This window comes from Natrinema sp. 74 (assembly GCF_046097095.1).
GTDB lineage: Archaea > Halobacteriota > Halobacteria > Halobacteriales > Natrialbaceae > Natrinema.
On sequence record NZ_CP175699.1, the window covers coordinates 58,812 to 72,402 of the forward strand.

The window sequence follows — 13,591 nt, forward strand, 5'->3', positions numbered from 1 at the left end:
CTACCGCTGGAATCCCGCCGCTTCCTCGGCGGTATCCGCGAGGCTTGTTGTCTCGGCGGCTCGTTCCTGAACGGTTTCACCGTGGTTTTCCTCGATCATCTTGGCGAATTCCTCGTCTGCGACGTCGTCAGTCTGGGACCCCTCGACGCCGGCGAGTTCGTTGATCAGACTGCCGGCGTTGTCGACGAACTCCAGGGCTTCCTCCGGGAATACCGAACTCTTCAGCGCGGCCTTCCGGGTATCGTTGTAGAACATGTCGTACGCCTCGCGGGCGGCCTCGAGGCGTTCGATAGCCATTCCGATCTGATCGACGCCGGCGCTCACGTTCTCGACGAAATTGCTCGATTTCGCCTTCTCGATGTCCTGCAGATAGAGATAGTGTTCTTTGAGCTGGGTGTACTGCTGTCGTTCCTCGTCGCTTAGGGTGTCGGGGTCGGGGACTCCCTGCCCCGGTCCGAGGTTCTGGATCCGCTGGGCGGTCTTCGAGAGCCGTTCCTCGGAGTCTTGCTGTTCGGCCTCGAGCGTGTCGACCGTCTCCTGAAACCGTTCTTTGGCGTCCTCGACTCGCTCCAGGTGGTCGTCGATGCTGTCGATTACCGCCGACATCAGTGCGGCCCAGTTCATCAACGCCGCACTATTGAGATCCTCTTCGTCCGGGTCGCGGAACAACACCAGTTCGTCCCCGTCGATGCCGACGATGTCCTCCTCGGCGAGGTACTCGAGGAGTACGTCGGCCTGCTGTTCGCTCGAGACCAGCGTCTCCCCGTCGGCCGTCGCACCCGCCAGTGCCTCAACAGCCTCGCGACGGGCGATTCCGCCGTGGCCGTCCGCGATATCGATCTCGTCGATCGTCTCAGGCTGGACCACCTGTTTGATCAGTTCCTCCCACTCCCCCTCGAGATCGTCGCTCTCGACCCAGTCGGCCCGCACCCGAACTGGCTCTGACTTCGGCCCGTGTGACTGCGCGACGACGTACTGTTTCCCGTTGATAGATTTCGTTTCGAAGGAATATTTGCGAGTCATATACGAATCGTTATCACGAGTTGACGTATCCGATCTATTTTATTCCATCGGCTCCCCCTCGGACGGGTGAAGCTGACGAGTACCGACCACATTCGGATCAGCGTATCATATATAAAATCTGTTAGAATTCTTCCTCTTTCACGATCAGTTCGTATCGGTTTTCGACCTCCGTTCGGACGTACTCGTTTACTCGCTCGTCGCTTGCAACGTGGACCGCCGTGAAGTCGTCCTCGGCCCGCTCGAGGAACTCCGACGGCGACGCAAAGACGTCGTACTCGGCACGGACGGTATCGAGGATGCGACGGGCCTGCTCTTCGACGACGGCGTCGAACGGCTCGGTCGCGACGACCATCTCCGGACCTTGCTCGAGGCCGAGTCGATCGTAGAGCGCGGTCTCGACCGCCGCGATGATCTCGGCCCGGACGCTTCTGGCCGACGAGAGGACGTCGAACCGATCGTCGATCGCGTTCTCGACCACCCGTTCGAACTCCCCGCTTCGGAGGACGTGACTCGAATCCGCGAACGCTGTCTCGACGGAGTCCTCGAGTCGCTCAGCTAGATACCGACCGTATTCGTCGATCGACTCTTCGACCAGATATTCCCCGTCCAGGTCGACGATATACCCCTCGCGGTCGAGATACCGAATCACATCAGACGTGGCGGCGACGTCGATGACGTTCTCGAGGTCGCTGTGGGCGATTTTGCCGTTCGACGCCTCAGCCTCGAGTCTGGCATCTAGCCCCACGTCGTCGGCGTGCTCTTTGAGCGCCGGACCAATCGTATAGTAATCACGTTTGCCCGCCGTGATCCGTCGGACGTAGTTCCGTTCGGCGAGTTCATTAACGAAGAAGTCGATATCGTCGATCGCCAACGAGAACCGTGAACGCAGCGTCTCGCCGGTTACCACCAGCCGCTGACCGAACAGATTCGTCAGCTCTCGAGTGATGTTCATATTCCCTTTCACTCCGAAGGGGTCGACGTAGAACACACCGTCTCGGAGCTTTTCGAAGCCGAGGAACTCGTCAGCGGCCATTTCGGCGAGCGCCTTTCGCATATCGCTCGCCGACAGCGACCGGGCGTTGAGCATCCCGGTTTGAGCGCCCTCGTAGCCGTCACGGATATCGGTTTTGTGCTCAGAGACGTAGAGAAACCCGTAATTGTCGTGCGCGATGTCTCGACAGACGTCCTCAAGAGCGTCCGTGTCAACCGGCAGGAGTGTCATACTGGACAACGCCTCGTGGACATACTAAGCTTTGCGCCCGCGAGACGACTTTCGTTCGTCGCAGTATGCCAGACGACGAAGGCTTGGAGCCGCGATTCTATGGTTGACGGCCTCACGTGACCGAACCATATTTGAACAAAGAAGTATGACAATATATCCAATAAGACACATGTCTTCTACACTGATTTCCGTGTTTTCGTCTCGGACTAAGAGCCAACATCGGCGGCGTGCTGTCTGGAGATGGGTTTCTCCATCGACGAGACTCACAGAGCGTCGACTTTTCGTTTCACAGTGGGCTCCTGTAGAATCGTCCCGTCAATACGGCCGTGATCGTCGAGTACAGCCGCATAGGGGGAGAACATCGTTTGTGGATCGACAGCGGTGTATCGCCACTACCGGTGTTCGTCACGTTGGATCACCGTCTGCCGAGTACACCGGGATTCAGATCCCCGTCGACTGCCGGCTGTCGGTCGGCCCGATGAATCCAATCGTGGCTCGTCTTTCGACGCCGTTTGACACCGATCTTCTCTGATTGACATACTATCTCTAAAACCGAGTATTCAGTTGATATCTCCGTCGAGGAGACACCGAATGAGTTTGCGGGCGGTACGGCGAGACCCGGGAGATGCCCATGACGAGGATGCCGACCATTTCGTGGACGCCGTCGCAGATTCGGGCTCGTCCTATCCTGCCGACAAATCTTGCGAGAAGCAGCAACTCGTCGCAAACGACTACGACATGTGCTGGTCTCCTCGAGGAGAGTACTTTCCGTCGATCGAAAGGGTTGATAGTCGTCTGGAAGAGAGTTGTGATAACGATATGCCAGCCGAGCAGTTAGAGGTACTTCTCGACACCCCCGCAATGCGCGAGGCGCTCGCGGTCGTCCTCGAGCGGACAGACGGCGGAAGCGAGGAAATCCAGTGGAACGACGTCAGCGATGCCCTGTCAAGCGGGCAGTGGGGTCGACTGATCGGTCAGGACGTCCTCGTCGGCACGAGTAGCGGATTCGTTCTCGCGAATCCCGACCAAGTTCGAGACGTACTCGACGGTACGGAAGTCGACGCGAGCGCCGAGAATCAGGCCGACGATATCGAACCCGAGATGTGGACCTGGTACGACAAGGCTGCCGGGCTCGGGGTACTCATCCTCTTTATGGGCTACTGGAACTCCCAGATCCGGAACGTTGTCGCTTCTATCGATGATCTCGTTCTCGGGCCAATTACCGATGTCCTACCGTTTTACGCCATTATCATCGTGCTGGCCGTCGTTACCGGGCTGTACTCTACCGTCTTACAGTCCACGCTCATGGACCACAAGAAGATGCAGACCTATCAGGATCGGATGAACGACCTGAAAGAGCGACGTGAGGCGGCCAAGGAGCGCGGCGACGACGAGGCGCTCGAACGAATCCAGAAAGAGCAGATAGAAGCCGCCGGTGACCAACTGGGGATGGTCAAGCTCCAATTCCGGCCGATGGTCTGGATCATGCTCCTGACGATCCCGGTCTTCCTCTGGCTTCGCTGGAAGGTTCGCGGCGGTCACCTCGGTGCTGGCGAGACCGGCATGGTCCTCCCGCTGGCCGGTTCCGTCGGCTGGCAGGACACGGTAGGCCTCATGCCGACCTGGATCGTCTGGTATTTCCTCTGTTCAATGGCCTCCCGACAGCTCATCCAGAAGACGTTCGATATCTAGACGTCTCCGTCTTCGGGAGACTGACTCCGTAGTGCTATCGCGAACTCGTTTTATTCGACTACTCGCACCTAGTTTTCCGACTACCTTCGTCGCGTTCGAACGAGATGAGGCAGTCACCGAGGAACAGCCGTGAGATAGCGCCGAATTTGTGAGAGCTTCGATAGCGATCGACAGGCAGAACAGTGCCCGTTCGCCCGTAGTTTCGTACCGGATGACGCGAGGTTCGAAGTCGTTCCAGTGGCCGCTGGACGCCTTCGGGACGATCAGCTATCGTGCCATCGACCAATGGGAGTATCGAACGATCCACGTTGATGTCGGCCTGAAACGGTCTCTGATCTCTCCGCGACGGGTCTAGCTCTTCCATTCGCCGAACGAGTGTACTTCTTGGGGGACTAGAAGACGGATCGTCGAGAGAGATCGTCGGTGGTAACAACCCCTAAGGCATTGTCAAGACTCTCGAGGGAGGACGGTCGAGCACCTCCATCGTACGTTCGATATGAGACGAACGATCAACGCGATCCCTAATACCATGCCAGGGCGGTACCCTGCCAAGCGTCCTATGGCATCCTTCGCTGCACTTGTCAATTTCTGTCCAGATCATAATAGATATTATCTTTGGCTCCATTTGCTCGTATATGGGCCACAATATGGGATTAGACTATGCAACGCACGCAAAACGTGGCTTCTTCCTCGGACTCTCCCTCTTCGTTCTGGGAGGGCTGGGCGCAACGGTCGGATCTGGAATGAGCCAATTTCCAAGTTGGGAAGAGACGCTCCTCTTCGGGTTGATGATCGTCGGTTTCGTTCTCGGATTCTTCTCCGTTTTCGGTCTCGGAATCATCCTCCCGCTTACGGATTGATGGCAGACTCGGGACGAATAGCGACACGAGCAAAGACGGGCTAACCTATACGTGAACGTCGTTTTGGTCCTTGACTCTCACTAGTATCGTGATATAGTAAACAGTGCCAGAGAACAGATAAATGGCCCGTAGCGGTAGGTAGTTCAGGACGAACTCTGGGCGTCAACGCCATACGAGACGGTCTGCCAGTCGGTCGGTGAGAGCTCGTGAGCGTCGAAATCGGCATGTTCCGGGTACGCGGTGAGAACCAGATACGCCGTTCGGTCGGCCATATACTCGACGAGCACCTGGAGGTTATCACTGGCGAGTCCACCGAGTCCGTCGAGGAGCATCACGGGAACGCGTTCGCCGACATCGAACGCCTCGTAGCCTGCGAGCGTGGCGACGAATCCGAGAAGCTCTCGCTCGCCTTCGCTAAGGGTATCGAGGGCCACTTCGCGGCCTTCGCGTGCGACGACCAAATCGAAGTTGGCAGTGAGTCTCGCTGTCTCGAAGCCGGTATCGAACCTATCGAGTAGGTCCTCGAGTGTCGCAGAGAACGCGTCACGCGTTCGGCGTTTGACCTCCTCCTTCCGGGTTCGAAGTTCGGTGATCTCCTCGGTCAGCGCCTCGTGTTCCTCCTCGAGTACCTCTCGTTTCTCCGCTTGCCGCTCCGTCTCCTCAAGTTCCTCGGTGGCATCGGCTAGTTCGGCTTCGGTGTATTTGATCTCGCTTTCGAGGTCGGTGAGCCGGTCTTCCGCGACCGCCACTTCCTCGCTGAGGTCGTCGATCTGTGCGTCTAACTCGGCCCGTTTCGTCGTCGCCGTCTCGAGGGATCGCTCCGTCTCTGCGAGCCGTGCTTCGAGGTCTGCGATTTCGTCTTCGAGGTCCGCCTTACGACGTCGCGCTCGTCTCGCCTCGTCTCGTTTCGCCTCGAGGTCCTCGACTTGCGCTTCGTACTCCTGGGCTTTCGCTCGTAACTCCGAAATCCGGCCGTCGAGCGTGTCAAGTTGCGACTCGACGTCGTCGCGCGTCGCCTCCTGTCCGCAGACCCAACACGCCATCGTATCCGACAGTACCTCGTGTGAGACTTCGGTCAGGAGTTCCGCCCGTCCCTCGTCGAGGATGCGTTTGTTCGCCTCGAACACCGATTGGAGGAGTTCGCTGTCGCGTTCGACCTCACGGAGGTCGTCGCGGACTGACTCGAGACGGTCCGCGACGTCGTGTTCCGGGACAGACAGCGATTCGCGGTCAGCTCGCCGTTCCGAGAGCCGATCACGGACCCGCTCTGTCGTGGCTTCGAGGCGCTCGATGCGCGTCTCGACTCGGTCTCGCTCGGCCCGGAGGTCGCTCAACTCGTCTCGCGGCGCGTCGGCCGCGTCCCCATCGACGTCGAGGTCCGCTCGTTTCGCGCGTAGTTCTTCGAGCGCTGCGTCCAGCGTCGTGACGCGTTCCTGTCGTTTTGGGAGGCGCTCTGCGGCCGTATTCGCCCGTTCGAGTTCCCGTTCGACCTGGTCGCGCTCACGACGGAGCTCCGCGATCTGTGCTTCGATATTTTCGAGATCGAGGGGTCTCGTCAACAGCGCTTCCAAATTCTCTCCGGTGCGAACCGCACGTCGAATCTCGTTGGTCTCGTCGAGGAACGCAAAGAGGGCTGCACACACGCGGTCGCGCTCGCTTGCTATGTACGGCTCACCCGTCCGCCGAACGGAGCCGTCGGTTCGCTCGAGTTCGACGGTCACCGTTCGGTCGTCAGTGGCAAGCGTTACGCTTCCCCGGTCGCGCCCTTCGGTGAGCGGCGTCTCGGTCCCGAAGGCGGTCTCGATCCCTGCGAGGAAACTCGACTTCCCCTGCCAGTTACTCGCCCGGACGGCGTTTACACCGGGTTCGATATCGGCCTCGCCGGACTGTATCCCGGCGATGTTCTCGAGTGTCAGGTGCCACGTCATGATCAAATCCCAGCCATCGATACTGCTTCGAAGAGATACGGGTCTTCGAGGAGAAGCGTTTGTGACGCCTCGACGATGGAGTACGGAATAGCGATCACGGACAGCCGATTCTGTGTCTGCTCGAGGACAGACTCGGACGACCGGTTCTCGAAGTGCGTTTCACAGACGTAGCCGCGTTCGACGGCGTCTTCGAACGGGACGCGAACCGAGCATTCGGGACAACTCAGCTTCACCTGAACGTCGATATCGGCCCGTTCAGCTTCAGGTAGCCTGTCTTTCGACGTAAGCGAAGAGAGGACCGACCGGGCTTTCTCCGCCGTCTTCTCTTTTGCCATCTCGACGGTGTTGCGTTCCCAGTCCGTCGACGCGGACGGCGTCTCCTTCTCGGCCTCCAGACAGCCTTTAAGGTGGTGCCGCATCGTACTCCACGAGATCAGTTCGCTACCTACCTCGTCAATGTCCAACCCGTCGGTCGCCATATCGGCGGCCAGTTCGTCACGTTCGACGCCGTCACCGTCTACGATGAGTTCGTACTCACGGTCGAGGTGGGCGGCCATCGCGTCGCGGCCGTTTGCCTCGTATATTCGAGAGAGGAGGCGCTTGTTGAACCACTCGGTGAGCGATTTGTATCCTTCGGGATCTCGGTCGTCAGCGCCCGTCCACCGTCGTTCTAGATACTCGTCGAGAGAAGCGTCCCTGGCTCGAGGTGGGGTAAGATCGTAGCGGTCTGTAAGACGGTCAACCTTGCAGCCCATTGTTCGTATGTCAGATGACATGCCTCAGCCCTATTAAGGGTGACTACCACCCTCTATAACCGATCTGGATACGTAACGTCGAACACGGCTGCTCCGGGACAATGCTGAGTGCGACCGAGCTAGCACATACAGGGCACTCAATCGTGTAGAGACAACCAGTAAACAGTGAGCAACTGACTCGCTGCAAAGCGTTTACGACGGATTGGTAGCAAGGTTCCTCAAGCAACGAGCGGGCTCGTTGCACGTAGCTGTTCGTGTCCCGGCTGTGGGCACCGCTAATTTCGTCGAGAAGCAGCCGAACAGTGCCAACTGACGCGACGCTCTCGCCGTCGCGGACCGCTATTAGCCAGAAATGTCATTGTATCAATTATATATGGTGCTGAGTCGATACTGCAATAACCGCACACTCACGGCTACATCTTAATTCGTAGTCTCCGGACGAAAGCCACCAATCTATCCACGCGTTCCTGGCCGATTGACTGCAAAACGCGGGCTCTCCGACACCGTGTTTTCCATCGATGGATACGGCTATCTGCGTACCCGCTCTCGAGTAGGATTGACCAGTCAGTTCGACCATGCTGACCGAATGAGAAGTGAAAAGCGGCTTCTGGCGTTGAAGGTGTGTATTGGTTGTTCTATACTTCGTGAATGTGCAGTTGGGTAAGCATCAAAGAATGCCTTGACCAATTCATACACTACTATAACACACAACAGCTGAATTAGTCAATCAACTCACAATATCGGCGGAGATGCTACACTAGACAGTACCGGCTTCTGCAATCTCTCGTATTCGTTCAGCGAGGTCGGTGTCCACATTGACACGACTGCTTCGCGGAAGGTGATGTACACGCGCTACTCGCTCACGGGTATTCGCTGCAATGCTTGTTAAGGATGGGTATACAGACTGTAAAAATTACACATCTATGGGGGATTTGTAGCTACTGGTGGTCCATCAATTCTCTTTCAGTGCTCTTACTCGAGGGTAGAATTTGATTGTTGGTTGGATGTCAATGTGATCGCTGTCTCACCGCGCTCTGACCGAGTGGGACGTACCGCCTATCGGTTCTGGTTCAGCTTTTAAGAACACACCAAATCGGCGAAAGACAGGGTACAGCCGTTCAGGCTAGTTAGCTAAGTGAAAACGCTCAGGTCAAACTCTGTATAGTGATCTCGCGAAGCAACCAAATTTAAATACGACCCGTTCGATCGGCCGAACATGAAGTTCAGCACTATCCGATCCGTGAATATCTATTCAACATTCTCTAGGAAACAATTTAAGGACATGTGAGAGACATTAATGTCATCTGATAAACTACTTGATTGGCGATCCATCCTGGTCGGGTTCGTCGGCGCTGGACTCGTTCTCTCGTTACTGCTCTGGGTTGTCGGTATCGACGCGATCGTTGCACAACTGCATGGAGCCCAGCTCACCATCATCGCCATCTTGCTTGGTCTCATCCCTCTCTGGCTCGTCGCTTGGGGGCTCTGTCTACATACCGTCTTGCGTGCGCTGGGAACGCCAACCTCTCGAGTGCAGTCAATCATCGTGTTTACTGCTGCGACCTTCGCGAATCAAGTCACTCCGTTCGGACAGGCAGGCGGTGAACCTATCAGTGCGTTCTTGATCTCCGAGGCCGCCGACACGGAGTACGAGAACGGGCTGGCTGCCATCGCGAGCGTCGACACCCTGCACTTTTTCCCCTCGATCGGGATGGGGATCGTCGGTGTTGGGCTGTTCGTCTTGCGTGGGCTCAACTTCGACCGGAACCTACTTCTTGCTAGTTTCACCGTAACGGCGCTTCTCGCCGGGTTTATTCTCGCACTGACGCTCGGGTGGCGGTTCCGCCATCGGATCAAGGCGATGGTCCTCTCGGTGCTTCCACCGATCGTCCGCTGGGTTGGCCGGACCGTCCCGCGCGTTAGCGCACCGACGCGAGAGGACATCAAACACCGCGTAGATGGATTCTTCGATTCGATCGCACGTATCGCCAGTAACCGACGGCTCCTGATCTTAGCTGGTCTGTTCTCGTGTGCCGGGTGGCTCACGTTGGCGATCTGTCTGTGGATCTCGCTTGCATCGATTGGATTTACTGTCCCCTTCGTGGCGATGCTCATCGTGCTTCCTGTCGCCAGCATCGCCGGAATCTTCCCGCTTCCGGGCGGTATCGGTGGCGTCGAGACGGCGTTTATCGTTCTGGTTGTCTCTACGACCGGAGTTGCGACGACGGCTGCGACGGCCGCCGTCGTCATCTATCGGGGAGCGACCTACTGGCTCCCGATGCTGGTTGGTGGCGGTATCACCGCTGTTATCGTGGACAACCTGTATCGTCGCTCTTGATGCCGAGAAGAACTGCAAGGTTCCTCTCGCCTGTCGGACGATGAGATACTGTTTCCACTATTAGCTGAATTGAGAATGTCGATGACTTGCGAAAGATGTGATGCTACCCGAAGACGCTTTTTCTGACGAACTCTAAACGTGAAATAGAATATGAAGGTTTATATTATTGCTATTACAAGCCAGGGGTATGACGTCCCTCCATCGATACCTCCTAGCCTCTGGTGTTGTCGCCTTCGTCCTCACTCTCACGGCGCTAGCACTGATAGGCGATTTCCTCCGCGTTGTGATAGCGCATCCAGTTTCGTTCCTCGGCGTTGTGATCGCACACTCGCTTTCGTTCCTCGGCGTTGTCTTCGACATGCGTATTTGGCTCGCGATCGCCGTCGCAGTCTTCGCGACCTCGTTGCTGCTGTATCTATCGTCGCTATTTCGGGAAGATCCCGATGCACTGGTCCATTCAGGCCGGTCTGTCGAGGCACTGGTCCCTGTCTACGATGAACCCGAGGTAGTGCACCGCTCGGTAGAACACCTGGCAGCCTCGACCTACGAGGATCTCACCGTCACAATCGTCTGTGAACCGGATGACCAGCCCTCTCTCGATCGAGCTGCCGATCTGGCAGCCGATCACGAGCGCGTCCAATATATCAGCAATCGTCGGCCGGGATCGAAGGCAGGCGCACTCAATGATGCCATCGAACGCAGCGACGCCGACGTAATCGCGATGTTTGATGCTGATCAAGAACCTCACCCGGAGCTGATCGCCCACGGGATGGCCGCGTTACGAGACCATGCCATTGCGCGGGTCCGGAGCCTTCCCCGACCGACAGGCCTCATCGAATCGATGGCGTACTACGAGTATCTCCTGCTTTTTTTCTTGCCGCAGAAGCTCGCACGCTCTCTGCTTGGCCTTCGCTTTGTCGGAAGCCGCAGTGTCCTCATAGAGCGCTCGGTTTTCGATGAAGTGGGTCGGTTCGACGAGGAAGCGCTGACCGAAGATATGGACTTTACCCATCGCTGTCACCAAGCCAACCTCTCGATCGAAGAACTATCGTACTATCCCTGTTTCGAGGAGCCGGCGCATACGCTTCGGGACTGGTGGGGACAGCGAGTTCGCTGGATAACCGGCCACGTCTCTGTTTACCATGACCACGTCCACAACTGGCGCAATCTGTTTGACCTGGCGTACCTCAGTTCGCTATTGTCACTTGTAGGGACGTTTATTGCGGGGATTGCCCTCTCGGTAACAGTCCCGAAACTCATACTAACGGCGCTCGCTCATCCCGGTTTCGTCGCTGTGGGGTTGGCTGGCATCTACGGCATCACACTCGCAGTCCGTGGAATCGACAACCGAACCGCCGGTACTGAAGGATTTGACCTCGCGTGGCTGCTCATTCCGATCGCACTGACGCTCTTCGGGCTCGTTGTCGTGCAGGTCCTCGTCAGCTATGCCGCCGGGCGAGAAATTGACTGGTATCAAGTGGAAAAACACGGTTGACGGACCGCTGACTTCGTTACGGAAGTATTCAACTTCTCGCTTGTAGTCAGAACGCGGGCTGTTCTGACGCTGATAAAGATACGAGCGCATACCCCCGTCTTTAGGCAGGGATCAAGCGGACAATAGCCTACACCTCCACCGACGACTCCACAGCTGGATTTTCAACCGTTCCATCGGCAGTATTAAGACGCTGACGGGCTATAGTGTGCAACACGGATGAAGACCACACGGCACGCGACCTACAACCTCAACTACCACATAGTGTGGTTGCCAAAGTACCGACAGTCGGTACTCAAAGGCGAGGTCGCCAGCCGTGTCCGGTCCATCCTCCACGAAATAGCCGACGACAAAGGCGTCGAAATTCTCGACCTCACCGTACAGCCGGACCACGTTCACCTGTTCGTCAGTAGCCCGCCCAAGAACGAACCGGCACTACTCGCCAACTGGTTCAAGGGCATCTCTTCGCGCAAGTACAATCACCGATACGCCGACCACGACGGCGAGAAAATCGGATGGGCGCGAGGGTACTACGCAGGGACCGCTGGGAACGTTTCGAGTGAGACAGTCGAGAACTACATTCAACAGCACAAGGAGGGCGACTTGTGACCGAACTTACGAAGACGCTCGAATTCAAACTTGTGGATCCGAACGCCCACAAGCGGAGGAAACTTCGTGAGACGCGAGAGGCGTACCAGAACGCCCTCCAAGACGCCTTCGACTCACGATGTACCACGCAGACCGAAGCGAACGACGTGGTGGTCAACTACGACCTAAGCGGGTACGCGAAGAACGCGCTCAAGAAGTACGTCCCGCAACTCACAACGACCTACAACGCAGGCGACCTTCACGACGACCACCCTGTTCGGTTCACGAACGAGGGGCTACGACTCGACCACAAGCCCGAGAACGCTATCAAGTGGTACGTCAAAATTCCACACCATGAGGACTACCACCTCTGGATGCCCGCCCAACCGAATCCCGACCAGCGGGACTGGTTAGAAGCGTTGCACGCGGGAGACGCCACGATGGGAGAGAGTCGGCTGTTCGAGCGGGACGGGACGTGGTATCTCCACATCACCGCCACCCGCGACGTAGAGGAACGCTCCGAGGTGTCCGCCGAAGAACGGACGCCCATCGGAGTGGACATCGGGGAAGCGTCACTCGTCACGGTGTGTCACCGCGACGACTACGGTTCTCCGACCGCGCCCGAACTGTGGGCCGACGAGGGCAAGATCGTCCGTCGGCTCCGCAAGACCTACTTCACCGCCATGCGCCGACTTCAGACGCGCGGAAGCGAGTGTATCGCGGAGTCCTTCGGGGACGATATATGGAACCAGATAGACGACGTGTTCCACCGCGTCACCCGCGATGTCGTGGAGTACGCCGAGTCCGTCAAGAACCCAGTTCTCGTTTTGGAAGACCTGGCGTATATACGGGAGTCAATGGACTACGGCGACTTCATGAACCGGCGTCTCCACGGATGGGGATTCGCCAAACTCCACGCGCAGATACGCTACAAGGCCGTCGAGAAGGGGATCCCCGTCGAGACGGTGAACCCGCGTAACACATCGAAGGAGTGCCACGCTTGCGGTGAAGTAGGATACCGCCCACGACAGGCGACGTTCACGTGTACGAACGACGCTTGCTGGATGGACGAATACCAAGCGGACGTGAACGGTGCGATAAACATCGCAGACCGCTACCTCAGCGGAGAGAGTCGTTCCAGAGAACACGAGAACGACGATGACTCGGCTGAGGATGGGGGGCGTTTGACCGCCCCGCAAGACACCCAAGCCGATGCTACCAAGCAAGGGACGCTTGGGACGTATGCGTCTTGAAACCATAGGGCCACGCTCGGGCTGAAATCCCGTGGTGGGATTCCCGCGTCTTTAGGCGCGGGAGGAGGTCAATGTTTCACCGGGCATAAAGGTGTACGTCTAGACGGTTCTCGTTCGTTCTGCACGCTGTAGAGCCGTCGACGGTATGGGTCACGGTAGCTGCCGGGAATGTAATACGAGTCCTCGAGCGTGTGGAGGTGTGGGAGTTCTTGATTGACGAACCCTGGAATATCTGAGAGTTCGTGTGGTTCGAACCTAAGCCCGTGGAGCGCCTCGTTCACGCGCTCCGAGTACTGTGACGAATTGCGGTGGTATTCGTTCGCCGAGGACGAGAGCACCGTCACGCCTCTGTACAAGGTAATCTGCTTGCCCGTCAGGGTCCTGAGGAACGAACGAGACGTTCCACGACGAGTTTGTCGACCGATTGGAGGCAGAGTCGG

Annotated in this window: 10 protein-coding genes; 6 read left to right on the forward strand and 4 right to left on the reverse strand. The window is 57.4% G+C overall.

All coding sequences use genetic code 11. The features are described 5' to 3' along the window. Entirely contained in the window at positions 1–1,023 is a 1,023-nt protein-coding gene (locus ACJ70B_RS18255; RefSeq protein WP_408960454.1) for a hypothetical protein, read from the reverse strand. A gap of 121 nt (positions 1,024–1,144) precedes the next feature. Further along, the gene (locus tag ACJ70B_RS18260) at positions 1,145–2,245 is read right to left on the reverse strand and encodes a hypothetical protein (protein WP_408960455.1); all 1,101 of its coding nucleotides are present in this window, start codon (positions 2,243–2,245) and stop codon (positions 1,145–1,147) included. 819 nt (positions 2,246–3,064) lie between these two features. On the opposite strand from ACJ70B_RS18260, the gene ACJ70B_RS18265 reads away from it, so the two are divergent. After that, the gene (locus tag ACJ70B_RS18265; protein WP_408960456.1) at positions 3,065–3,937 is read left to right on the forward strand and encodes a DUF106 domain-containing protein; all 873 of its coding nucleotides are present in this window, start codon (positions 3,065–3,067) and stop codon (positions 3,935–3,937) included. Positions 3,938–4,572: 635 nt separating this feature from the next. Then, on the forward strand, positions 4,573–4,797 hold the full coding sequence (locus ACJ70B_RS18270; protein ID WP_408960457.1) for a hypothetical protein: 225 nt from the start codon (positions 4,573–4,575) through the stop codon (positions 4,795–4,797). 143 nt (positions 4,798–4,940) lie between these two features. Here ACJ70B_RS18270 and ACJ70B_RS18275 read toward each other — a convergent pair whose 3' ends face one another. Together ACJ70B_RS18275 and rdfA are read right to left on the reverse strand one after the other, a co-directional pair. Further along, the gene (locus tag ACJ70B_RS18275) at positions 4,941–6,725 is read right to left on the reverse strand and encodes an archaea-specific SMC-related protein (protein WP_408960458.1); all 1,785 of its coding nucleotides are present in this window, start codon (positions 6,723–6,725) and stop codon (positions 4,941–4,943) included. Positions 6,726–6,727: 2 nt separating this feature from the next. Continuing rightward, complete coding sequence (gene rdfA, locus ACJ70B_RS18280) at positions 6,728–7,480, reverse strand: rod-determining factor RdfA (protein ID WP_408960686.1); 753 nt, start codon at positions 7,478–7,480, stop codon at positions 6,728–6,730. Positions 7,481–8,777: 1,297 nt separating this feature from the next. Here rdfA and ACJ70B_RS18285 point away from each other — a divergent pair. From ACJ70B_RS18285 to ACJ70B_RS18300, 4 genes are all read left to right on the forward strand, one after another. Beyond that, positions 8,778–9,818 carry a YbhN family protein gene (locus ACJ70B_RS18285; protein ID WP_408960459.1) on the forward strand — a complete coding sequence of 347 codons (1,041 nt, stop codon included), beginning with the start codon at positions 8,778–8,780 and terminating at the stop codon, positions 9,816–9,818. Positions 9,819–10,005: 187 nt separating this feature from the next. Then, positions 10,006–11,313, forward strand: coding sequence for a glycosyltransferase (locus ACJ70B_RS18290; protein ID WP_408960460.1), 1,308 nt, complete (start codon positions 10,006–10,008; stop codon positions 11,311–11,313). A gap of 216 nt (positions 11,314–11,529) precedes the next feature. Continuing rightward, on the forward strand, positions 11,530–11,919 hold the full coding sequence (tnpA, locus tag ACJ70B_RS18295) for an IS200/IS605 family transposase (RefSeq protein ID WP_408960461.1): 390 nt from the start codon (positions 11,530–11,532) through the stop codon (positions 11,917–11,919). Then, complete coding sequence (locus ACJ70B_RS18300; protein ID WP_408960462.1) at positions 11,916–13,151, forward strand: RNA-guided endonuclease InsQ/TnpB family protein; 1,236 nt, start codon at positions 11,916–11,918, stop codon at positions 13,149–13,151. Before tnpA ends, ACJ70B_RS18300 begins: the two co-directional genes overlap by 4 nt. Positions 13,152–13,591 lie beyond the last annotated feature (440 nt).

Excerpts from the sequence above, each read along its gene's own strand:
- ACJ70B_RS18260 (WP_408960455.1), bottom strand. The coding sequence starts at position 2,245 with ATGACACTCCTGCCGGTTGACACGGACGCTCTTGAGGACGTCTGTCGA.
- rdfA (WP_408960686.1), bottom strand. The coding sequence starts at position 7,480 with ATGGGCTGCAAGGTTGACCGTCTTACAGACCGCTACGATCTTACCCCA.
- ACJ70B_RS18270 (WP_408960457.1), top strand. The coding sequence starts at position 4,573 with ATGGGCCACAATATGGGATTAGACTATGCAACGCACGCAAAACGTGGC.
- ACJ70B_RS18290 (WP_408960460.1), top strand. The coding sequence starts at position 10,006 with ATGACGTCCCTCCATCGATACCTCCTAGCCTCTGGTGTTGTCGCCTTC.
- tnpA (WP_408960461.1), top strand. The coding sequence starts at position 11,530 with ATGAAGACCACACGGCACGCGACCTACAACCTCAACTACCACATAGTG.
- ACJ70B_RS18255 (WP_408960454.1), bottom strand. The coding sequence starts at position 1,023 with ATGACTCGCAAATATTCCTTCGAAACGAAATCTATCAACGGGAAACAG.
- ACJ70B_RS18275 (WP_408960458.1), bottom strand. The coding sequence starts at position 6,725 with ATGACGTGGCACCTGACACTCGAGAACATCGCCGGGATACAGTCCGGC.
- ACJ70B_RS18265 (WP_408960456.1), top strand. The coding sequence starts at position 3,065 with ATGCCAGCCGAGCAGTTAGAGGTACTTCTCGACACCCCCGCAATGCGC.
- ACJ70B_RS18285 (WP_408960459.1), top strand. The coding sequence starts at position 8,778 with ATGTCATCTGATAAACTACTTGATTGGCGATCCATCCTGGTCGGGTTC.